The organism is Blautia sp. AF19-10LB (assembly GCF_003461245.1).
Classification (GTDB): domain Bacteria; phylum Bacillota; class Clostridia; order Lachnospirales; family Lachnospiraceae; genus Blautia_A; species Blautia_A intestinihominis.
Genome location: NZ_QTWS01000007.1, coordinates 79,888 through 99,643, shown reverse-complemented (window position 1 = coordinate 99,643; position 19,756 = coordinate 79,888). Strand labels below are relative to the sequence as shown.

Genomic DNA, 19,756 nt, shown 5'->3' with positions numbered 1-19,756 from the left:
AGGAAAGGATTGATATTATGACAAAAGGTTGCAAAATATGGTTATGGATTTTAATTGTTGGTGGCGCAATAAGTGTGTTATCTGGATTTTATGTTTTTTCTTATTCTGCTGCTGTAGGAGTTTATACGATAATTATGGGCATCGGTCAGATAGCTTCAGTAGCTGTTTTGCTGTTTAAGCAAAAAAAAGCAGGTTTTTATGCTTTATGTATAATTGTGGCTATAAATTTTATTTATAATATTACACATCAGGTAAATTTACCTCTGGCATTCGTGAGTTTAATTCTGATGCCTGGAATAACATTTTTCTTTCTTAACAGAGGATAGAATGTAGAAAATTTGGCTTCCAACAAGACAATGAATACAGTTATTCCTACAAATAATAGCGCGAATTATAATGGTGCTGCTAATGATTATGCTTCTACAGATGAAAATATGTATAGTAAACAAAACGCTGGAGCTTCGTCTGCAGATTCAGCATATACGTCACAATCTAAGCAGACAGCAACTGATTCAAACAAAACCAATAATTTTTCCGGAAATAAAACATCATTTTTTGGATCTGCTAAAAAAATGGATGTTACAGTTGACTATTACAAAGAACTGGATATTGATCGTGCATGGGATGAAAAAACAATTCGCGAACATTTGAAAAACATGGAAAAAATATGGATCCAACGCCAGGGTGCCACAAATGATAAGGAACAAAGTTTACTTATTGATAAGATCATAGACAATATTCGAGATGCTCGCCGATACTTGATCAGAGCTGCAAAACGTCAGGCATACGATCAGGCCCTGGAACTTGCTTATCAGGCTGGCAGGATTGTGGATGTCGCTGAAGAAAAACTTCAGACAATACTTGATCAGGCAAGGGCATATTATCGTAAAGGTAATATTAAACTGGCTGCTAAATTTGCAGAAGAGGCAGTTGCCGGAGAAGTGAATGATGCTTCTGCATATGATCTTCTTGCCCGTTGTTATTTTGATATGAATACATATGATAAAGCACTGGGAGTTGTTGACCATGGTATTTCAATTTTTAAGACAGATCTAAATCTGCATTGGCTGGGAGCCAGAATTGCAACAATCGGTACAAAGAACTTCGAAAATGCACAGCAGAGAATAAACCGGCTACTTGAATTGGCTCCGAATAATTCAATTGGTCATTCAGAGCAGGTATATCTGCATTTGAGAAGAGGTGATGAGAAACTGGCGTTTCAGGAAATTGATTCTTATATAGCGGCACATCCGGATGATAATAATTTCAAGCGTGGAGTTGCGTATGATCTGGATACATATTCAAACACCTGCTATTACTATGATGCTGCACAGAATGCTACGTTTATTGCTGATAAGGCTTCTTATCAGAAATGCCTGACTTTGCGTACAAAAGCAGTTGAAATCTTCGAAGATGAACATACACAGAATCAGTTAGAGAGTGCGAAATACTATGGTAAGAAAGCATGGAATGATTGGAATATGCCGGCAATTAAATCTCTTGCGACATATGGAACTATTTTTACAGTATTAGGATTTATTGCAGAAGGATTTCTTCCGATAGGTATTGCCCTGTATCTTGTTATGGGCGTGCTTATTTATTTCAGCTTCAGACCATACTGGCAAATTAATAAATCCTATGTTACAGGTAAGGCAGGAAAACTTGAAAAAGTAATAAGCATAGCAGGCGATGGAACGGCAAGAATGGCAGAATATGCATTCAAAGCTTTAATCCAGACTATGAGTCTGATATTCAAATTTATTATAGGTCTGGCATCAGGCAGATGGTTTTAATTTATTTTTAATCAAACGCCCATCAATAAGATGGGCGTTCTTGAAAGGGCTTTATGAGAAATAATTTCAATGAGCGATTTGAAAATAATGCAAATACGGAGATTACGAATAAAAGTTTAACCAAATGTAAAGAAATATCCTGTCCAGAAAGTGATTATTTCGATGACCTGGAAGAGTTATGTGACAGGGTTGAGAAAAAACAGAAGGATATAAAAGAACTTCCGAAAGAAGAGGATGATCTGTTTGAGGAGAAAATAGAAGAGTCAGAAGCCGCACAGGAAGATTCAAAAAAACAGAAACATATACTTTTTTCCGGGAAAGTAGATGCAAATGGGGATTATGGCGAAGGTGGTGGAAATCAGTATTTCATTCAAAATGCCAGGATTTTAAAGCAGAATGGTAATTTAATTCCTGTCAGCAGAGAAGTATGCCGCTTTAATCCGGAGACAGATAGATACTCTTCAGATATCAGGATGAATGAAGATGGATATCAGGTTCATTTGGAGAACAGACCTCTGATGGAAGAAGATTTGGTTCAATTGGATGAATCCACAGCTCATGATCTTAAAAACGAAACTGCGTTAGCAGGGGATACTGATCTATCAGAAGAAGATTTGAAATATCTGGATAAAAATACGCCTTCGACGGAAGGCCTCAGGATTGTACCACCAGGTGAGAAACAAGAAGATTTTTTACGCCCACTTGGAAACCAGGAAGATATGAGAGGAGAGTATCATCCTGATGGTTGGACAAACCCAAAAGAATTAAAGGATGGAGATATATATTATCAGTTGGTTCCAGGAGTAGGTAATGGAGAAAAAATATACAGTTCTTATTTTACTGATAAAGAAACTATAGATTCCTGCAGGGATAACGATGGAAATATTGTACTGTCTTCATTAATGCAAAAGCTGCAGAAGCAGCCAAATATGGAAACACGGTCTGACTCCGACGGAAATTCTCAGGAAACCTATGTGGAAGAATATTCTATAGTCCAATACAAATTTAAACAAAATCCGGAAGATACTTAAAATGCATATAAAATCAGAAATATATAAGAAGATAATGGATTCTCAAAATACATGCCCGCCGGAAACAGGAGGAATCCTCGGAGGACAGAATGAGATAATTACAGTAGAACATTTTGACAGAGGAATGCAGACGGACAGAATGTGTAGCTATATTCCGAATATAAAAGAACTAAACGATGTAATTAAACAGTGGCAAATGAAAACTATCAGCTTTATGGGGATTTATCATACTCATTTCTGGAGTGTGGAAACTTTATCTGAGGCAGATAAAAGGTACATAGATAAAATCCTTGAAAATATGCCGTTAGAATTTAAGAGATTATATTTTCCGATAGTGGTCATGCCAGATAAAAAGATGGTTTGCTATATTGCAGAGCAAATGCAGGGAAAATTGGTTATTACAAAAGAGAAACTTATTGTTGACTGACAGAAATGGGGGAACAGAACTATGAAAGATTTTAAAGAGTTAAAAATTGAAATTCCAGAAGGATGTTTTGAGGGCAACTGTTATGACTGCAGATACGCTGACTGGAGCGACAAGGATCAGTATGGACGCGTTTACTGTCGTGGTTCTTATGGCGGTTATAACAAACCGAGCGACAGAAATGGATGTTTCCATTTTAAAAACTGAAATTTAGTATAGTATAAAACCAATTTCTTTGCATTGCCAGACATCTGCATGTAGATATTATTTGAGCATCTTATTGTAAAAACTATTTTTATGATGAGGTGCTCAAATAGAATTAGTGATTATTAAACAGAAAAGAAGTGACAGGGGAAACAGTATGAATGTAGAAGAAAGATTAAATTATGCCGGATTCAAAAAAGTAAATAAAGATAATGAAACTTGTTGCGCCTTATGTAATTATTATACAGTAACGGATGATACACATGAAGATGCCTGCGAACTGCATAGAGTAAATTTTGGAAAAAATTTTGATGCGTGGGGACATGAGTGTGGAGCAGTTGACTGTAGTAAATGGAACAACATTGTTAACGGAATATTAGAAGAACAGAAAGAAGAGGAAAAAGCTGTATCTATTAGTCAGAAGCAGGAATCACAGCAGCCGCCACAGCAATCATCTCAGAAAGAAGGCTGTTATATAGCAACAGCGGTTTATGGAAGTTATGATGCGCCGGAAGTGTTGGTGTTGCGAAGATTCAGAGATAACGTATTAAAAAAATCACGAGGTGGAAGAATGTTCATAAAAATATATTATGCACTTAGCCCGGGATTGGCGGAAAAACTAAAAGATTATACGTTTATTAATAATAAAGTTAGGGTGATTCTTAATCGGATGGTAATTTTGATAAAAAAGAGATTTAAAGATTGATGTAAAAAACTACATAATGCTTCAAAACTATATTTTCGTTCCACTTGATATATTCCGAAAAACCATGGAAAATAAGGGTATCAGAAATAAACTGGATGCATGGTTAGCCAAAAAGAGCAATTGGTTAGTCAGAAGAAGCAGTTGGAAATAAAAGACAAACAACTGCAGGAATTACGCCGTATGCTTGCAGAAAAAAATAAATGAATGAAGATGGGAAAGAACAAAACAGGGGCTACGATCACGATCAGAGCCAGGTTGTTTGGCAAGTATGCAAGGACAGGAAGCAAAAATCTTTCCGCACCATCTTGACATATCAAAAATCGAGTGTTATATTACAAATAGAACAAAAGACAAGGGCAGGGGATGCGGGAGTTTATGACCGCATCTTCTTTTCTATACGAATATAACCGGAGGTGGCATTATGGCTAAGAGAGATTATTATGATGTCCTTGGGGTCGGAAGAAATGCCGATGCGAAGGAGATCAAGAGAGCATACAGGAAACTTGCGAAGAAATATCATCCGGACATGAATCCGGGGGATAAGAATGCGGAACAGAAGTTTAAAGAGATCACAGAAGCATATAATATCTTAAGTGATGACGAGAAGAAGAAACTGTACGACCAGTATGGTTTCGCGGCCTTTGAAGAAGGTGCAGGTGCCGGAGGTGCTTATGGCGGAGGCCAGGGATTCCATGGTCAGGGTGGTTTTGGCAGTGGATTTGGCGGCTTCGGCCAGGGCGGCAGCGGCTACCATGAATACCATTTCGAAAACGGCAACATGGGCAACATGGGCGATATGGGAGATATTTTTGGGGATATCTTTGGAAATATGTTCCATGGTCAGAGCGGCAGTCAGAGCGGCAGCTTCGGAGGGCAGGGCTTCCACAGCCAGAGCGGATTTGGCGGCTTCGGCGGAAGAAGTACGCAGGCAAAGGGCAGTGATCTTCACTCAGAAGTAAGCGTCAGCTTCGAAGAAGCAGCCTTTGGATGCGACAGAGTGATGAGGCTGTCTGATCCATCTGGAAATGGCGTTACCCAGACACTTAAGGTACATGTCCCGGCAGGCATCGAAGATGGCAAGAGCATCCGTCTGAAAGGCAAAGGAAATCCGGGATTCAATGGCGGTCTTGCAGGAGATCTTTTCCTCAAAGTCAATGTGGCATCGAAACCTGGCTTTGAGCGTAAAGGAATGGATATCTACACAACAGCAAATATTCCATTTACAACAGCCGTATTTGGCGGCGAAGCCAAAGTCACCACCCTGTACGGCGATGTGATCTGCAAGATCCCGGAGGGTACACAGTCCGGACGTAAGATCCGTCTGAAAGGCAAAGGAATTGTTTCTATGAAAGATTCTGCTGTCCACGGCAATCAGTACGTAACTGTACAGATCCAGGTACCGCAGAACTTAAGCCCGGAGGCAAAAGAAAAGCTGAGAGAATTCCAGCAGGTCTTGCGTAAGGATACACAGAAGAGAAGAGGAAGTGCAGCATAAAGCACTTCCTCTTTTTGTATCTGTGTCGAAAACGAAAGAATTTCTTATTTTTATCTTAGCTTTATGAAAAGAGATTATGAAATTTCTGTAAAATCGGATATTTTGGGCATTTTGTGGATTGATTAAATCTTATAAATAGGTATATTATACCTACAGATAAATGAAACAAGAATGTAATGACTGAAACAATAAATTGCCCCTGGCATGCAGCCAGCATATTCGGAAAGGTGATATTTTGAATTATCTGAAGAAATCAAAACATTTGTGGATGATTCCGCTGTATGGGATTTTTTATATGGTATCCTTTATGCTCGTAGAGCGAAGCGATGTGAAAATACATATCATCCATTCGCTGGCAGATGACAAAATCCCGTTCTGCCCGTATTTTATTATTCCATATGTGATGTGGTACTTTTTTCTGATCGGTACAGTGGTTTATTTCGTGCTGTTCTGCCCGGGCAAGAAGGAATATTATCAGTATATTGGCACTCTGGCAGTGGGAATGACCTTGTTCATTCTGGTTTCCTATGTTTACCCGAACGGACAGAATCTTCGACCGGATCTGACCGGGGAGAGCGGTATTTTTATTTCAGCGGTCAGATTTTTGTATAAGATCGACACGCCTACGAATATTTTTCCAAGTATCCACGTATTTAATTCTGTGGCAAGCTGTGTAGCACTTTTCCAGAATGAGAGATGCAGGAAAAATAAAGTATTTACAGCAGCACAGACAGTTCTGACAGTGTCTATCATCATGGCAACCATGTTCCTGAAGCAGCACTGTGTTTCAGATGTAATGACAGCCCTGATTCTGAATATCCTGTGTTACCAGCTTTTCTACCGTGTGATTCCGGCAAGGCAGGAGAAGCTTGCAGAAGTTTTTACACGTAAAGAAATCCTTACCGTACCGAATCTTCTGAGTCTTATCAGACTCGGACTTGCAATTCTTTTCCTTGGAATCTGCGAGAGACATGGTATGAGAGGAAACAGACCGGCTCTGACCATGATCATCCTGGCAGCGGCAGCGACCGACTTCCTGGATGGAAGAATTGCGAGATCCTTTAATCAGATCAGCAGGATCGGAAGACTGCTTGATCCACTGGCAGACAAGGCAATGCAGGCAGTGATGCTGGCGTGTCTGATATCACGTTATCCGCTGGTGAAACTTGTGATGATCCTGTTTGTGATAAAAGAAACATACATGCTGGTCGTAGGCTGGAAAGTCATTATGGAGACCGACGCGACCGGGGAAGCTCAGTGGCATGGCAAGCTGAATACAGCAGTTACTTATGTAGTTGTGATGATTTTGACAGCAGGAGTCAGACTTCCGTATTCGACAGCCAATGTGCTGATCGGGGCTTGTGCTGTGTGCATGACGATGTCCTTCGTAATGTACGGGGCTGAATTCCGCGAGGCACTGGAGCGCAAAAACGGTCTGATGGGACCGAAATACCGTAGGAACCTGAGCGGCAGAGACTGGATCTGAATCAGGAGTGCCTTTCAATTTCCCGGAGTAATGTCTGCCGTTTCTCCTGAAACATCAACTGTTCACTGTAATGAAAATAAGGCTCGCATCCAAAAGTGCTGATAAACTGTACCGCCTTTGGATTGTGGCTCAGATCTGAAGTCAGGAAAAGAAGTTCCGGTCCATCTTCAAAGGCTTCACTTGCAAAACGATATCCATTTTCCAGTGCGAGAGAAGTTTGTGCGGCAAGATTTTTGCGATTATCTACCTCGTCACTCAGGGCATCCCTGAGAATGGCGAGGTTTTTTTGCGGATCATTCACCCGCTTCTTACGTGTTTCGACAAGACAGCTTTCCAGAATTTTTGTGATCTGTTCGTTCTGCTCATAGTCCGCAGAAGAAATAAGATGATTTTCCAGCTTAACTTTCAGAGCCTGTTTTCGCTGTATAATGATTTCATCGAGTGTTTCTTCGCGCAGCAGGGCGGCACGGATCTGCTTCAGCGTGTCGTGGAGTGCTGTTGTAAACTGATCTTCTTTCTGGAACTGCTGGAAAAAACTGTTCCACCCATCGAGAAGAAGCCCCGCGACAGAGATTTTTTCATCGGTGGAAGCTTGCTGTACGAGATTACAGCGGTCCTGAAATTCTTCCTCAGAGATACGGCCGGAGAGCAGTTCCGGAATCCGGTAGTCCTGGCGGTATTTTGCATAGAGATCATAATATCCGGCAAAATCCCTGGCAGTTTCCGGTTCCTGAAGATACTGCAGGACCAGGTCTGCGTCCGGTGTGAGATCAAGATCCTCATATCCATACAGAATGGAAGAAAGATCTTCCCATCCTCGTGCTGTGACGAAGCGGACACCGGAAGCAGTGTTTTCTACATGATAGAAACGATCATTATGTAAACTTAAATAAGAAAGGATCGCCGGATGGATGCCCTTTGCCCAGGCATATTCCTTCCACACGGCGAGATCGGGTTCCACATCGATCCGTTTCACACGGTCCAGCGTGACAATGTCGAATTCGCGGGCAGATTTGTTATATTCGACAGGGTTTCCGGCGGCAACAATGACCCAGCCTTCCGGGACAGGATGTGTGCCGAAAGTTTTGTTCTGGAGAAACTGAAGCATGGTCGGGACCAGAGTTTCCGATACGCAGTTGATCTCATCAATGAAGAGAATCCCCTCCTGGCAGCCACTTTTTTCAATCGTTTCATAGACAGAGGCGATGATCTCACTCATCGTATATTCGGTGATGGAATACTCTTTGCCCTGATAATTTTTCTTTACGATAACGGGAAGGCCTACGGCACTCTGGCGGGTGTGGTGCGTGATGGTATAGGCGGTAAGACCGATTCCACATTCGCGGGAAATCTGTTCCATGATGGCAGTCTTGCCGATTCCGGGTGGTCCGATCAGGAGAACCGGACGCTGACGGACAGAGGGCATGAGATACTGTCCGTGCGCGTCTTTACGAGTGTAGATCTGTATCGTGTGTAGAATTTCTTCTTTGGCTTCTTTGATATTCATAGCGTGATCCTTTCTGGATATGCGTAGGTTCAGGATTTTTCAGCATCAAGATATAACTTTACAGCCCATGCAGGAACTTTCTGGTGCATGGATTTTTCTTTATAAAAAACAAAAGCAGTTTCATAGTCGGTAGCTTTTTCCAGATAGATCCCATCGCCGTCTGTGAAATAGAGCAGTCCCTTGAGATTCTTGAGTTTCCGTTCTTCGCGGAGCTTTTCCACGTATTCAAAAACGGGCCGGAAATCGGTCCCGCTGCGCCCGTGGATACGGAGGTTCTGGAGATAATCCTGCCAGTCTTTTTCGCAGGTAATATGTGCCACATCCTGTATAAAGCAGTCACATTGGATGATATAGAGGTTCATTTTGCGGAAAAAATTCTCCTGGTCGCTGAGGATTCCATAAGTTTCTTCCATAAATCGACGGACGGTGTCTGCTGAGCAGGAGCCGGAAGTATCGATCGCGATGACAAGCTCCTCAAGCCGGGTGACTTCCTGGTACTCGAGATATTCGATCAGAGGGATATTTCCATAATGATCAAGCCCGAATATATAGGGAATATAGTCGAAACTCTGGGCATCGGTATGGATTTCTTCCCTGTGGACGGCAAAACGTCTGAGAAAATGGTGAAAATCGTATTTGCCTTTTTCCTCGACAGAGAGTTCTTCCACCTGATTTCCGGGAGCACTGCCGCGTCCGCTGTTGCCGTACAGCCCCATGCCGGCGGCACCGGACATACCACCGAGAGTCTGTCGGATCGTCTCGAGGAATTTCTGGCGGTCGGTGTATTTCCAGAAGTTGTGGTCGTCAAGTGGAGTGATGAGTTCAGCTTCAGCAGAAGGTTCTGACGAATCTGGTTGAGAGGAAGAATCTGAGACGGCTGCGTTCTGGAATTCCTGATAGATTTTCATCGGGTCACGTTCCCTCTTTTCATTCTGAAGGATCCTCTGGACAGCCGCATCACAGGCGAGATCCCAGAGTCTGCGATCCGGTGGCACATCCATGATGAGATGAAGGAACAGGCAGTGATACAGCATGTGCAGAAAAAGCTCCTCCAGTTTCGTGGATGATTCCTGGAAGCTTTTTATTACAAAATCAGGGTTGAAATAGATATTCCTGCCGTCAGTTCCAGCAGTTTCGGTATCTTCAGATTCTTTAAAAGAAAAATTCCACAGAAGTTTCCGAAAAAAGGGATATTTTACGGAAAGCTGTTCCCGCGTGAAGTCCCAGATCTTCTGATAAAGGGAAAAATCGCCGGAAGGTTTCATAAACAAAATCCTTTCATACTATAAAATGAACTTCAAAATAAAAGTCAGATTTTCAGAGAGAAAAATCTCTGTCATGAAATCCGAAGGAATCTTTTTTTAACCGGAGAAGAAAAGCAAGGATCTCGGTCTGTCCGCAAATGGAAGCTTCCTGGATAAACTGTTCCAGTGCGGGAGCAGTCAGCGGGGCAAAAGCGCATAAATTGCGGATACGTGCCAGATCACCGCCATGGATCAGTTCAGTCATGGCAGGACGGAAACGGGTCCGCAGATAGCTCTGATAGCGGGATTTCCAGTCAGGATCCTCTGTTTCGACAAAACGTTTCAGGGCAATCGTAAGTTTCTGCTTCTCCTGCCCGGAAGAGAGAAAAATCTGCTCATAATCAGTCATAAAATTGCTCCTAACATAAGATAAATATAAGTTAAGTGTAACATGTTTGCGGTGGTTGTCAATAACTGAGAAATAGGGTATAATCACCATAGAAAATGTAGAAAATTCGATACAGAATCATCTATGGAGGTTGAAATGGAGAATGTATTTATTATGGATCATCCGCTGATCCAGCATAAAATTTCTATGCTTCGTAACAAAAATACAGGAACAAATGAATTTCGTAAACTGATCGAGGAGATCGCAGTACTGATGGGATATGAGGCACTGAGAGATCTTCCACTGGAAGATGTTGAGGTAGAGACACCGATCGAAACCTGCATGTCACCTATGATCGCAGGCAAGAAGCTGGCTGTTGTTCCGGTACTTCGTGCCGGACTTGGAATGGTCAATGGTATCACTACACTTGTTCCGTCTGCAAAGATCGGACACATCGGACTTTACAGAGATCCTGAGACACATGAGCCGCACGAATATTACTGCAAACTGCCGGATCCGATCGATCAGCGTCTGATCGTTGTCACAGACCCGATGCTTGCAACAGGTGGTTCTGCTGTGGACGCAGTCAGAATGATCAAGGAACACGGCGGCAAAAATATCAAATGCATGTTTGTTATCGCAGCACCGGAAGGATTGGAGCGTCTCCATAAAGAGCATCCGGATGTACAGATCTATGTAGGACATCTGGACCGTGAACTGAACGACCATGCATACATCTGCCCGGGACTTGGCGATGCTGGAGACCGTATTTTCGGTACTATCTAAGGAGCGCAGAATGACCAAAGAAGAACTGGCACTGGAAGTGATCGACAGACTTAAGAAGGAATACCCGGATGCAGGATGCACACTGGATTATGACCAGGCGTGGAAGCTTCTTGTGAGCGTGAGACTGGCAGCCCAGTGTACGGATGCGAGGGTCAATGTAGTCGTAGAGGATCTTTATGCAAAATATCCTGACGTAGCTTCTCTTGCAGCAGCAGAACCGGAGGAGATCGAGGCAATCGTCCGTCCCTGCGGTCTTGGCAAGAGTAAGGCGAGGGATATCAGCGCGTGTATGCGGATCCTTCATGAGCAGTACAATGACAACATCCCGACCACATTCGAAGAACTTCTCAAACTCCCGGGTGTAGGACGCAAGAGCGCAAACCTGATCATGGGAGATGTCTTTGGCAAACCGGCGATTGTGACAGACACACACTGTATCCGTCTGACGAACCGTATCGGTCTGGTTGACGGCATCAAGGATCCTAAGAAAGTGGAGATGGCTCTGTGGAAGATCATTCCGCCGGAAGAAGGCAGTGATTTTTGCCATCGTCTTGTTTGCCACGGAAGAGAAGTCTGTACTGCACGGACAAAGCCATATTGTGATAAATGCTGTCTGGAGGATATCTGCCAGAAGAATATATAACGACCAGGCTCCTCACTATATGAGGAGCCTGTTTTGAAACATAATACAAGTGATCAAAGGAGGAATCTGGTGTGAAATACGCAATCATCGGGGCAGGAGGAACCGGAGGGACTCTTGGATTTTATCTTACAAAAGCAGAAAAGGACGTAACTCTGATCGCGAGAGGCAGCCATCTTGAGGCGATGCAGAAACAGGGACTTACCATGAGGCAGCTCTGGGATGGAAAAGAAGAGACCATTCCTGTCAAAGCATGCCGGATGGAAGAATACACAGAGCAGCCAGATGTGATCCTGGTGTGTGTCAAGGGCTATTCCCTGACGGATCTGATCCCGGATATCCGCAGGATTGCCGGACCGGAGACAGTAGTTCTTCCAATCCTGAATATTTATGGAACCGGCGGCAGATTACAGAAAGAATTTCCGGATCTCACCGTACCGGATGGATGCATCTATGTATCAGCGGCGATCGAGGAGCCGGGAGTGATCCTTCGTCATGGCAAGATCCTTCGAGTTGTTTTTGGCGCGCGGACTCCTTCTGAAGAGACAGAAAGCATGAGAGCGATCGCACGGGATATGGCATCCGAAGATCTGGAAGTGATTCTTTCACCGGATATCCGCAGAGATGCGATGGTGAAGTTTTCCTACGTATCACCGATCGGAACGGCAGGTTTATATTACAATGCCACGGCAGTTGATTTTCAGCAGGAAGGCGAGAAACGTGAGATGATCTGCGAACTGATGCGTGAGATCGTTAATTTGTCCCATGCAATGGGAATTGAATTTGAAGAAGACCTTGTGGAACGAAACCTCAGGATCCTTTCAAATCTCGCACCGGAATCAACAACATCCATGCAGAGAGATGTTATGGCAGGAAAGCAGTCTGAGATTGACGGACTTGTATATGAAGTTGTGCGTATGGGCAGAGAATACGGCGTGCTGATGCCGGAATATGAAAAAGCAGCCGCACAGTTTCAGAAACAGGGATTATAGTTATAAGAAAAGAGAAAAAATATGAGAAAGATGAAACATATGGAGGATTCCCGTACCGAAAATACTTATCTCATCATGAATAAGCACATCAACGGTTACGGCAGGCTCTTTGGCGGAGTTCTGATGCAGTGGATCGATGAGATGGCGGGGATCGTAGCGTACAGACATGCAGGAACGATCGTGACGACTGCCTGTGTGGACAATCTGAATTTTAAGGCAGGAGCCTATCTGGGAGACACCGTGGTCCTGATCGGAAAGCTGACTTACGTCGGAAGAACTTCCATGGAAGTACGGATCGATACTTATGTAGAAAGTCCTGACGGAACACGCAGGGTCATCAACCGTGCCTATGAAGTCATGGTCGCACTGGATGAAAACGACAACAAGGTCGAAGTTCCCGGTCTGATCGTTGAAACGGAATCCGAGAAAGCTGAGTGGCTCGGGGCACAGAAGCGTAATGAACTCCGAAAGGAAAGACGCAGAGAGGGCTACTGATAATATCATCAGATCTGAAAGAAAGGAAGTGACATCATATGGCAAAAAAAATTGGCATCATTTCAGACACTCATGGTTTATTAAGACCGGAAGTCCTGGAAATCCTCAAAACATGTGACTGCATTCTGCATGCAGGTGATGTGGACAGACCGGAACTTCTTGACAGGATCCGTTGCCTTGGTTCCATCTATGTCGTAAGAGGAAATAATGACAGAGACTGGGCTGAGGGGATTGCAAAGACACTTCGTTTCACTATAGAAGGTGTGAAATTTTTTATGACACACAACAAAAAAGATGTGGCATGGGAGCTTGGCAGTGCCCAGGTCGTGATCTTTGGTCATACGCACAGTTATTCTGAAAAAATGGTCGACGGCAGATTGTGGCTGAATCCGGGAAGCTGTGGAAGAAGCCGTTTTGGGCAGGAGGCCACGATGGCTGTCATGAGCGTGGATCAGGGGACGTATCATGTGGATAAAATTGTGTTCGCAAATAAATAGTGAACATATATTCTGAAATTTAAGTTCGTCCCGTTTTATTGGACATTTAATATGAGATACTCTTTATATCGAAAAGATGTTCGGAAAATATGTTCAGAACAAATATTCGAAATTCTCAAACCATAATACGATATAAAGGGGATCTTACTATGATGAACACAGCAGAAACAGCAAAGAGACACTACGAGACAGAGAACAGAGAGAGCCATACAGAGAAGAAGAAATTTTCCAATGTCATGGCAATGATACTCGGAATACTGGTAACAGTGGAGATCATGATCCTGGGTGCCATGGTCATGAAGATCGATGTGCATTCTGCTGACAGGATTGCGATGGCACTGGCATTTGTGGTAGTATATTCCGGTGTGGTAGCAGCACTGACTGACAAGTAATAAGAAGGATAACAGACAATACATGCCGAAATCATTTAACCAGAAACTCAAAATATTATACCTGATGGATGTGCTGCTGGAGCGGACAGATGAGGAGCATCCCATATCTGCGAAGGATATGGCACAGTATCTCAGAGGATACGGGATCAGTGTCGAGCGCAAGACAGTTTACGATGACATTGAGGCACTGAGGATCTATGGACTTGATATCCGCAACCGCCGTGGGAAGGTTGGCGGTTTCTATATAGCGAACCGGAAGTTCCAGCTTCCGGAAGTGAAGTTCCTGATGGATGCAGTACAGTCTTCCAGATTTGTCACACAGAAGAAATCCAGAGAACTGCTCCGCAAACTGGAGAGCCTTGTTATCCCGGAAGCTGCAAAGAAACTCCGTGAGCAGCTTTTTATCGAACCAGGCAATAAGACAGTCAACGAGGAGATATACAGCAACATCCAGACGATCTATGACGGCATGTCCAGGAACAGACAGATCCGTTTTCATTATTACGAATGGACTCTGTCCAAGGAACTGAAACCCAAGAAGAATGGAGAGTGGTATCAGGCCAGCCCGTGGAAGATGATCTGGAAGAATGAGAATTACTATCTTCTGGGACTGGATGAGCGAAGCGGAGTTGTGAAGCATTATCGCGTGGACAAGATGATGCAGGTAGAGGTAATTGAGAAGCAGAAGAGAAATGGCGGCAATATTTTCAGGGATTTTGATCTCGGGAAGTTCTCTTCCAGTACTTTCGGGATGTTCGGAGGGAAGGAGAGAAGTGTCCGGATGGAGTTTGAGAATCAGTTTGTAGGCGTTGTGCTTGACCGTTTTGGTCAGGATGTCATGCTGATCCCCAAGGATGAGAATCATTTTTCCATGCAGGCACAGATCAAGGTCAGTACACAGTTTTTTGGCTGGCTTGCAGGACTGGGTACAGGAGCCGTGATCGTATCACCGGAGAATATCCGCAGGGAATATGTATCATTTCTCAAGAAGACCCTTAAGAATTATGGAGAGAAATATGACGGTAAAATCTAAACTTTTAGGAATATTAGAACAGCAGAAGGGGGAAACTCTTTCTGGAGAGAAACTTGCCGAGGAACTTCACTGTACCAGAGCTGCGATCTGGAAGGCGGTGAAGTCCCTGAGGGAAGAAGGATATACAATAGAGGCAGGACAGAATAAGGGCTATATGCTGGTGAAGGACAGTCATCGTCTTTCCATGGAAGCAATACAGCCCTTTTTAGTTTCACCGGAAGTTTATCTGAAGGTATATCAGGAGATCGACTCGACCAACCGTGCCGCGAAGGAAGCGGCGGTAACCGGACTTGCCGGTCATGGTGGATGCGTTGTGGCAGGGAAGCAGACAGCAGGAAGAGGACGGAGAGGCAGAAGCTTCTATTCTCCGGAGGAAGCAGGACTCTATCTCAGTGTTATCCTTAAACCTCGCGGGAGCCTCAAGGAGAGCCTTCTGCTCACCGCAGAGGCGGCTGTGGCAGTCTATAAGGCTGTCCTTCGGACTACTGGTATCTCACTTGGAATCAAGTGGGTGAATGACCTCTATTACAATGAGAAGAAGGTCTGCGGCATCCTGACAGAAGCTGTCACAGACTTTGAGAGCGGAGATATTGACTTTGCCGTAGTTGGGATCGGGCTGAATCTGTATGAGGCAGAGGGCGGATATCCGTCTGAGATCAGGAATGTCGCCGGAGCCCTGTATGAGAACCGGGAAGCGGCAGCAGGACTGGATCGTAACCGTCTTGCCGCTGAGATCATCAATGCCCTTCTGGAAGAGACAAGAGAGCTGCGTTTACCTCCTGAATATATCCAGCAGAATCTTGTCCCGGGAAGGGAGATCCAGATCGTGGACGGGCAGGATATCCGTAAGGCGAAGGCACTGGAGATCTGTCCGGACGGAAGGCTCAAAGTACAGGAGTCTGACGGCTCTTTGTCTATTTTAGCCTATGGAGAGGTCTCACTTATAATATGAGATTATATTTAATATAATTGTGCAATGTGTATAGAATCGGCTGATCTTTTCGGACAAAATGGGGAGAATGGATATTGACTTTTTTTTGACAAAGCGTAAAATAAAGGAATCAAATGACAGACCGGTATGACCAATATGTTGGTTCGGTCGGAGAAAAGGAGGGAGAAAGACGGGGAATTTATCAGCCACATTGGCAGAAGAGCTTGAGAGCAAGACATTGTTTACGATACCAGTGTTCGGCGGAATACCGATTGCAGAGAGCGTCGCGGTTACCTGGGTCATTATGGCCGTTCTGGTAATACTTTCTCTGATACTGGTTCGAAATCTTAAAGTCGAGAATCCAGGCAAAAAACAGCTTCTTCTGGAATCAGGAGTAAGTTTCCTTCAGGATTTCTTTGTGGGAATTCTGGGAGAAGAGGGAAAACGGTATGTCCCTTATCTGATGTCAACCGTAATTTTCATTGGAATAGCCAATATAGCAGGTGTGTTTGGGTTTACACCACCGACAAAGGACATGAATGTTACCATAGCATTGTCGCTTATGAGCATTATTCTGATCGAATATGCAGGATTTCATAAGAGAGGACTTAAGGGATTCCTTAAGAGCTTTGCAGAGCCTGTGCCGATCATGCTTCCGATCAATATTCTGGAGCTTGCGATCAGACCAACATCTCTGTGTATGCGATTATTTGGTAATGTTCTGGGAAGCTTTGTTGTAATGAAATTGCTTGAATTTATATGTCCGGCAATTCTTCCCATACCGTTCAGTCTGTATTTTGATTTCTTTGACGGATTCATACAGGCTTATGTATTTGTATTTTTAACATCCTTGTTCATCAAGGAAGCAATCGAGTAAGACAAAAGAAAATTTGATATCTATTCAGGAGGAAAAAAGTATGTCAACATTAGTAGCAATCGGAGCAGCTATCGCAGTTCTTACAGGTATTGGAGCAGGTATTGGTATTGGTATCGCAACTTCCAAGGCAGTTGAAGCTATCGCAAGACAGCCGGAAGCAGAGAGCAAGATCAGTAAGAACCTGCTGTTAGGTTGTGCCCTTGCCGAGGCAACAGCTATTTACGGTTTCGTAATCGGACTTCTGATCATCATCATGCTGGGCTAATGATAAAGAACCGAAAAATACAGAGAGGCAGGTGGACCAGGTGATAAAAATTGACATCAACCTTGTCTTTACGATCATCAACCTGTTAGTTCTTTATTTATTGATGAAGAAGTTTTTATTCGGACCGATCATCAAAGTGATGGACGTAAGAAAGGCTATGATCGATCAGCAGTTTGCAGGAGCAAAGGAGCAGGAGGATCAGGCGAAGGCACTTAAGGAACAGTATGAGGGTGCGTTGAAATCCGCCAGAGAAGAATCCTTCCAGATTATGGAGCAGGCCAGAAAAGAAGCCAAAGCACAGGCAGACAAAACTGTGGAAGATACACAGGCAAAGGTATCTGCAATGCTTGCCAAAGCGCAGGAGGACATCAACACAGAGCGCGAGAATGCTATGCGTCAGATGAAAGATGATGTTGCCTCTCTTGCTATGGAAGCTGCCGGTAAAATTATTGGTAAAAACAGTGGAGCAGACCAGGATTTATCCTTGTATGACCAATTTATAGAAAAAGCAGGTGATCCAGATGACAGTGACCGCCGTTAATTATGCAAAAACTCTGTATGACCTTTCTGTTTCCAGAAAGGTCATACAGAATACAAAAGAAATATTTCGGAAGGTTCCTGAACTCGCACAGAGTCTGAAGAACCCATTGGTACCATTTGAGATCAAGGAAAAAGTGATCGACAGAGTGATCCCTGAGGAAATGAAGAGTTTCATCAAGGTCGTCTGCAAGCATCACAGAATTGATCTGATCGAGGAAATTTTTGAAGATTACGAAGAACTGTGCCGACAGCATGAGAAGACCATACACGCAGTCATGCGTTATGTAACAGCACCGAAGGATGCACAGCTTGATGGTATCAGAGCATTTTTATGCCGGGAATTTGGGGCGCAGAAAGCCGAAATAGAAATGATAGAAGATAAAAGCCTGATCGGAGGATTTGTCCTTCTGGCAGGCGGAAGCGAATATGACTGGAGCCTGCGGGGACGTTACCGCAAGCTGGAACAGAAATTGACCCGGAGGTGAACACGTTGAGTGCAATCAATCCAGATGAGATTATTTCCATTCTGAAAGAAGAAATAGAGAATTATGATGAAATCAGCCAGAACCAGGAAGTAGGAACGGTCATTTCCGTAGGAGATGGAATTGCAACTGTTTATGGAATTGATCACGCTATGTATGGCGAGGTTGTAGTATTTGAAAACGGACTCAAGGGAATGGTTCAGGATATCCGTACAAACAGCATGGGATGTATTCTGTTTGGTAAGGATACCGGAATCAAGGAGGGAACCAAAGTAACCAGAACTGGTAAACAGGCAGGTATACCTGTAGGTGATGGTTTCGTTGGACGAATCGTCAATGCTCTTGGAGCCCCGATTGACGGAAAAGGTGATATCAAAGAACAGGATTATCGCCCGGTAGAGAATCCGGCACCTGGAATTATTGACCGTAAATCCGTAAATGTACCGCTGGAAACAGGAATCCTTTCACTTGATTCCATGTTCCCAATCGGACGAGGACAGCGAGAACTTATCATTGGTGACAGACAGACCGGTAAGACTTCCCTTGCAATCGATACCATCCTGAACCAGAAGGGTAAGGATGTGATTTGTATTTATGTGGCAATCGGTCAGAAGGCATCTACGGTAGCCAAAGTTGTATCCAACCTTGAGAAATATGGAGCTATGGAATATACCACAGTATTTTCTTCAACAGCAAGCGACTGTGCGCCGCTTCAGTACATTGCTCCTTATGCAGGAACAGCACTTGCAGAGTACTTTATGTACAAAGGCAAGGATGTCCTGATCGTATACGATGATCTGAGCAAGCATGCAGTTGCATATCGTGCACTGTCACTGCTTCTGGAGCGTTCTCCGGGACGTGAAGCATATCCTGGTGACGTATTCTACCTTCATTCCAGACTTCTGGAGCGTTCCAGCCGTCTGAGTGATAAGCTGGGCGGAGGTTCCATTACAGCACTTCCGATCATCGAGACACAGGCAGGAGATGTATCCGCATACATTCCTACCAACGTAATTTCCATCACAGACGGACAGATCTTCCTCGAGAGTGACCTGTTCTTCTCAGGTATGAGACCGGCGGTCAACGTAGGTCTTTCCGTATCCCGAGTTGGTGGTGCAGCGCAGACCAAGGCAATGAAGAAAGCATCCGGAAGTATCCGTATCGACCTGGCACAGTACCGTGAGATGGAAGTATTCACCCAGTTCAGTTCCGATCTGGATGATGCGACCAAAGCACAGCTTGCTTATGGCGGATGCCTGATGGAACTTCTGAAACAGCCGTTGTGTAATCCACTTTCTCTCCACCAGCAGGTTATCACACTGTGGACAGCGACCCACAAGAAGCTGGTTCATGTGGATAAGAAGGCTGTGAAGAAATATCAGATGGATATGCTCGAATACTTCGACAACGTATATCCTGAAATCGGCAAAGAAATCGATGAGAGCAAAGTCTTAAGCGATGAACTCGGAGATAAAATCCTTCAGGTTGCAGATGAATTCAAGGATCGTGCAGCCGCAAAATAAAGCAGAGATTGCATAGGAGGAACTT

At 44.0% G+C, this 19,756-nt stretch carries 24 protein-coding genes; 21 read left to right on the top strand and 3 right to left on the bottom strand.

What is annotated here, in order from left to right; translation table 11 throughout:
• The first annotated feature begins 17 nt into the window (after positions 1-17).
• From DWX28_RS06340 to DWX28_RS06300, 8 genes are all read left to right on the top strand, one after another.
• Positions 18-326 (top strand): hypothetical protein, encoded by a 309-nt coding sequence (locus DWX28_RS06340; RefSeq protein WP_118252180.1) that lies wholly within the window; start codon positions 18-20, stop codon positions 324-326.
• Between the two features lie 12 nt (positions 327-338).
• The gene (locus DWX28_RS06335) at positions 339-1,793 is read left to right on the top strand and encodes a tetratricopeptide repeat protein (protein WP_158565284.1); all 1,455 of its coding nucleotides are present in this window, start codon (positions 339-341) and stop codon (positions 1,791-1,793) included.
• Positions 1,794-1,846: 53 nt separating this feature from the next.
• Complete coding sequence (locus DWX28_RS06330) at positions 1,847-2,824, top strand: hypothetical protein (RefSeq protein ID WP_118252178.1); 978 nt, start codon at positions 1,847-1,849, stop codon at positions 2,822-2,824.
• 1 nt (position 2,825) lies between these two features.
• The gene (locus DWX28_RS06325) at positions 2,826-3,251 is read left to right on the top strand and encodes a Mov34/MPN/PAD-1 family protein (protein ID WP_118252177.1); all 426 of its coding nucleotides are present in this window, start codon (positions 2,826-2,828) and stop codon (positions 3,249-3,251) included.
• Positions 3,252-3,272: 21 nt separating this feature from the next.
• Positions 3,273-3,455 carry a hypothetical protein gene (locus DWX28_RS06320; protein WP_118252176.1) on the top strand — a complete coding sequence of 61 codons (183 nt, stop codon included), beginning with the start codon at positions 3,273-3,275 and terminating at the stop codon, positions 3,453-3,455.
• Positions 3,456-3,609: 154 nt separating this feature from the next.
• Positions 3,610-4,158, top strand: a complete 549-nt coding sequence (locus DWX28_RS06315; RefSeq protein WP_118252175.1) for a CFI-box-CTERM domain-containing protein — start codon at positions 3,610-3,612, stop codon at positions 4,156-4,158.
• A 421-nt stretch (positions 4,159-4,579) separates the two neighbouring features.
• Positions 4,580-5,653, top strand: coding sequence for a DnaJ C-terminal domain-containing protein (locus tag DWX28_RS06305; protein WP_199611802.1), 1,074 nt, complete (start codon positions 4,580-4,582; stop codon positions 5,651-5,653).
• Positions 5,654-5,888: 235 nt separating this feature from the next.
• Positions 5,889-7,139: a CDP-alcohol phosphatidyltransferase family protein gene (locus tag DWX28_RS06300; RefSeq protein WP_118252172.1), complete on the top strand. Its 1,251-nt coding sequence runs from the start codon at positions 5,889-5,891 to the stop codon at positions 7,137-7,139.
• A 1-nt stretch (position 7,140) separates the two neighbouring features.
• On the opposite strand, the gene DWX28_RS06295 is transcribed toward DWX28_RS06300, so the two are convergent.
• From DWX28_RS06295 to DWX28_RS06285, 3 genes are read right to left on the bottom strand one after another with little or no spacing between them, the layout of a single operon-like run.
• Complete coding sequence (locus tag DWX28_RS06295; protein WP_118252171.1) at positions 7,141-8,646, bottom strand: ATP-binding protein; 1,506 nt, start codon at positions 8,644-8,646, stop codon at positions 7,141-7,143.
• A 29-nt stretch (positions 8,647-8,675) separates the two neighbouring features.
• Positions 8,676-9,911, bottom strand: coding sequence for a vWA domain-containing protein (locus DWX28_RS06290; protein ID WP_118252170.1), 1,236 nt, complete (start codon positions 9,909-9,911; stop codon positions 8,676-8,678).
• Between the two features lie 52 nt (positions 9,912-9,963).
• On the bottom strand, positions 9,964-10,299 hold the full coding sequence (locus tag DWX28_RS06285) for a hypothetical protein (RefSeq protein WP_118252169.1): 336 nt from the start codon (positions 10,297-10,299) through the stop codon (positions 9,964-9,966).
• A gap of 135 nt (positions 10,300-10,434) precedes the next feature.
• Between DWX28_RS06285 and upp the strand changes: the two genes are divergently transcribed.
• The 13 genes from upp to atpA all read left to right on the top strand — a co-directional run bounded on the left by upp (position 10,435) and on the right by atpA (position 19,731).
• Positions 10,435-11,064 carry a uracil phosphoribosyltransferase gene (upp, locus tag DWX28_RS06280; protein ID WP_022213948.1) on the top strand — a complete coding sequence of 210 codons (630 nt, stop codon included), beginning with the start codon at positions 10,435-10,437 and terminating at the stop codon, positions 11,062-11,064.
• A gap of 10 nt (positions 11,065-11,074) precedes the next feature.
• On the top strand, positions 11,075-11,707 hold the full coding sequence (locus DWX28_RS06275; RefSeq protein WP_022213949.1) for an endonuclease III domain-containing protein: 633 nt from the start codon (positions 11,075-11,077) through the stop codon (positions 11,705-11,707).
• Positions 11,708-11,778: 71 nt separating this feature from the next.
• Positions 11,779-12,696: a ketopantoate reductase family protein gene (locus DWX28_RS06270; RefSeq protein ID WP_118252168.1), complete on the top strand. Its 918-nt coding sequence runs from the start codon at positions 11,779-11,781 to the stop codon at positions 12,694-12,696.
• 21 nt (positions 12,697-12,717) lie between these two features.
• The gene (locus DWX28_RS06265; protein ID WP_022213951.1) at positions 12,718-13,191 is read left to right on the top strand and encodes an acyl-CoA thioesterase; all 474 of its coding nucleotides are present in this window, start codon (positions 12,718-12,720) and stop codon (positions 13,189-13,191) included.
• 38 nt (positions 13,192-13,229) lie between these two features.
• Positions 13,230-13,688 (top strand): metallophosphoesterase family protein, encoded by a 459-nt coding sequence (locus tag DWX28_RS06260; RefSeq protein ID WP_022213952.1) that lies wholly within the window; start codon positions 13,230-13,232, stop codon positions 13,686-13,688.
• 149 nt (positions 13,689-13,837) lie between these two features.
• Positions 13,838-14,080, top strand: coding sequence for a hypothetical protein (locus DWX28_RS06255; protein ID WP_022213953.1), 243 nt, complete (start codon positions 13,838-13,840; stop codon positions 14,078-14,080).
• Between the two features lie 22 nt (positions 14,081-14,102).
• Entirely contained in the window at positions 14,103-15,113 is a 1,011-nt protein-coding gene (locus DWX28_RS06250; RefSeq protein ID WP_118252167.1) for a helix-turn-helix transcriptional regulator, read from the top strand.
• On the top strand, positions 15,097-16,065 hold the full coding sequence (locus DWX28_RS06245) for a biotin--[acetyl-CoA-carboxylase] ligase (protein WP_118252166.1): 969 nt from the start codon (positions 15,097-15,099) through the stop codon (positions 16,063-16,065). Before DWX28_RS06250 ends, DWX28_RS06245 begins: the two co-directional genes overlap by 17 nt.
• A gap of 190 nt (positions 16,066-16,255) precedes the next feature.
• Positions 16,256-16,921, top strand: a complete 666-nt coding sequence (locus DWX28_RS06240; RefSeq protein WP_022213956.1) for a F0F1 ATP synthase subunit A — start codon at positions 16,256-16,258, stop codon at positions 16,919-16,921.
• Positions 16,922-16,961: 40 nt separating this feature from the next.
• Complete coding sequence (gene atpE, locus DWX28_RS06235; RefSeq protein ID WP_015540752.1) at positions 16,962-17,186, top strand: ATP synthase F0 subunit C; 225 nt, start codon at positions 16,962-16,964, stop codon at positions 17,184-17,186.
• A 40-nt stretch (positions 17,187-17,226) separates the two neighbouring features.
• The gene (gene atpF / locus DWX28_RS06230) at positions 17,227-17,727 is read left to right on the top strand and encodes a F0F1 ATP synthase subunit B (protein ID WP_022213957.1); all 501 of its coding nucleotides are present in this window, start codon (positions 17,227-17,229) and stop codon (positions 17,725-17,727) included.
• Positions 17,708-18,211 (top strand): ATP synthase F1 subunit delta, encoded by a 504-nt coding sequence (atpH, locus tag DWX28_RS06225; protein ID WP_022213958.1) that lies wholly within the window; start codon positions 17,708-17,710, stop codon positions 18,209-18,211. The genes atpF and atpH overlap by 20 nt, the downstream gene beginning before the upstream one ends.
• A gap of 5 nt (positions 18,212-18,216) precedes the next feature.
• The gene (atpA, locus tag DWX28_RS06220; protein WP_173905335.1) at positions 18,217-19,731 is read left to right on the top strand and encodes a F0F1 ATP synthase subunit alpha; all 1,515 of its coding nucleotides are present in this window, start codon (positions 18,217-18,219) and stop codon (positions 19,729-19,731) included.
• The last annotated feature ends 25 nt before the right edge of the window (positions 19,732-19,756 follow it).

Bases quoted from the DNA above. Each gene is read 5' to 3' on its own strand.
- DWX28_RS06340 (WP_118252180.1), top strand. From the start codon at position 18: ATGACAAAAGGTTGCAAAATATGGTTATGGATTTTAATTGTTGGTGGC.
- DWX28_RS06330 (WP_118252178.1), top strand. From the start codon at position 1,847: ATGAGAAATAATTTCAATGAGCGATTTGAAAATAATGCAAATACGGAG.
- DWX28_RS06325 (WP_118252177.1), top strand. From the start codon at position 2,826: ATGCATATAAAATCAGAAATATATAAGAAGATAATGGATTCTCAAAAT.
- DWX28_RS06320 (WP_118252176.1), top strand. From the start codon at position 3,273: ATGAAAGATTTTAAAGAGTTAAAAATTGAAATTCCAGAAGGATGTTTT.
- DWX28_RS06315 (WP_118252175.1), top strand. From the start codon at position 3,610: ATGAATGTAGAAGAAAGATTAAATTATGCCGGATTCAAAAAAGTAAAT.
- DWX28_RS06305 (WP_199611802.1), top strand. From the start codon at position 4,580: ATGGCTAAGAGAGATTATTATGATGTCCTTGGGGTCGGAAGAAATGCC.
- DWX28_RS06295 (WP_118252171.1), bottom strand. From the start codon at position 8,646: ATGAATATCAAAGAAGCCAAAGAAGAAATTCTACACACGATACAGATC.
- DWX28_RS06290 (WP_118252170.1), bottom strand. From the start codon at position 9,911: ATGAAACCTTCCGGCGATTTTTCCCTTTATCAGAAGATCTGGGACTTC.
- DWX28_RS06285 (WP_118252169.1), bottom strand. From the start codon at position 10,299: ATGACTGATTATGAGCAGATTTTTCTCTCTTCCGGGCAGGAGAAGCAG.
- upp (WP_022213948.1), top strand. From the start codon at position 10,435: ATGGAGAATGTATTTATTATGGATCATCCGCTGATCCAGCATAAAATT.
- DWX28_RS06275 (WP_022213949.1), top strand. From the start codon at position 11,075: ATGACCAAAGAAGAACTGGCACTGGAAGTGATCGACAGACTTAAGAAG.
- DWX28_RS06265 (WP_022213951.1), top strand. From the start codon at position 12,718: ATGAGAAAGATGAAACATATGGAGGATTCCCGTACCGAAAATACTTAT.
- DWX28_RS06260 (WP_022213952.1), top strand. From the start codon at position 13,230: ATGGCAAAAAAAATTGGCATCATTTCAGACACTCATGGTTTATTAAGA.
- DWX28_RS06255 (WP_022213953.1), top strand. From the start codon at position 13,838: ATGATGAACACAGCAGAAACAGCAAAGAGACACTACGAGACAGAGAAC.
- DWX28_RS06250 (WP_118252167.1), top strand. From the start codon at position 14,103: ATGCCGAAATCATTTAACCAGAAACTCAAAATATTATACCTGATGGAT.
- DWX28_RS06245 (WP_118252166.1), top strand. From the start codon at position 15,097: ATGACGGTAAAATCTAAACTTTTAGGAATATTAGAACAGCAGAAGGGG.
- atpE (WP_015540752.1), top strand. From the start codon at position 16,962: ATGTCAACATTAGTAGCAATCGGAGCAGCTATCGCAGTTCTTACAGGT.
- atpH (WP_022213958.1), top strand. From the start codon at position 17,708: ATGACAGTGACCGCCGTTAATTATGCAAAAACTCTGTATGACCTTTCT.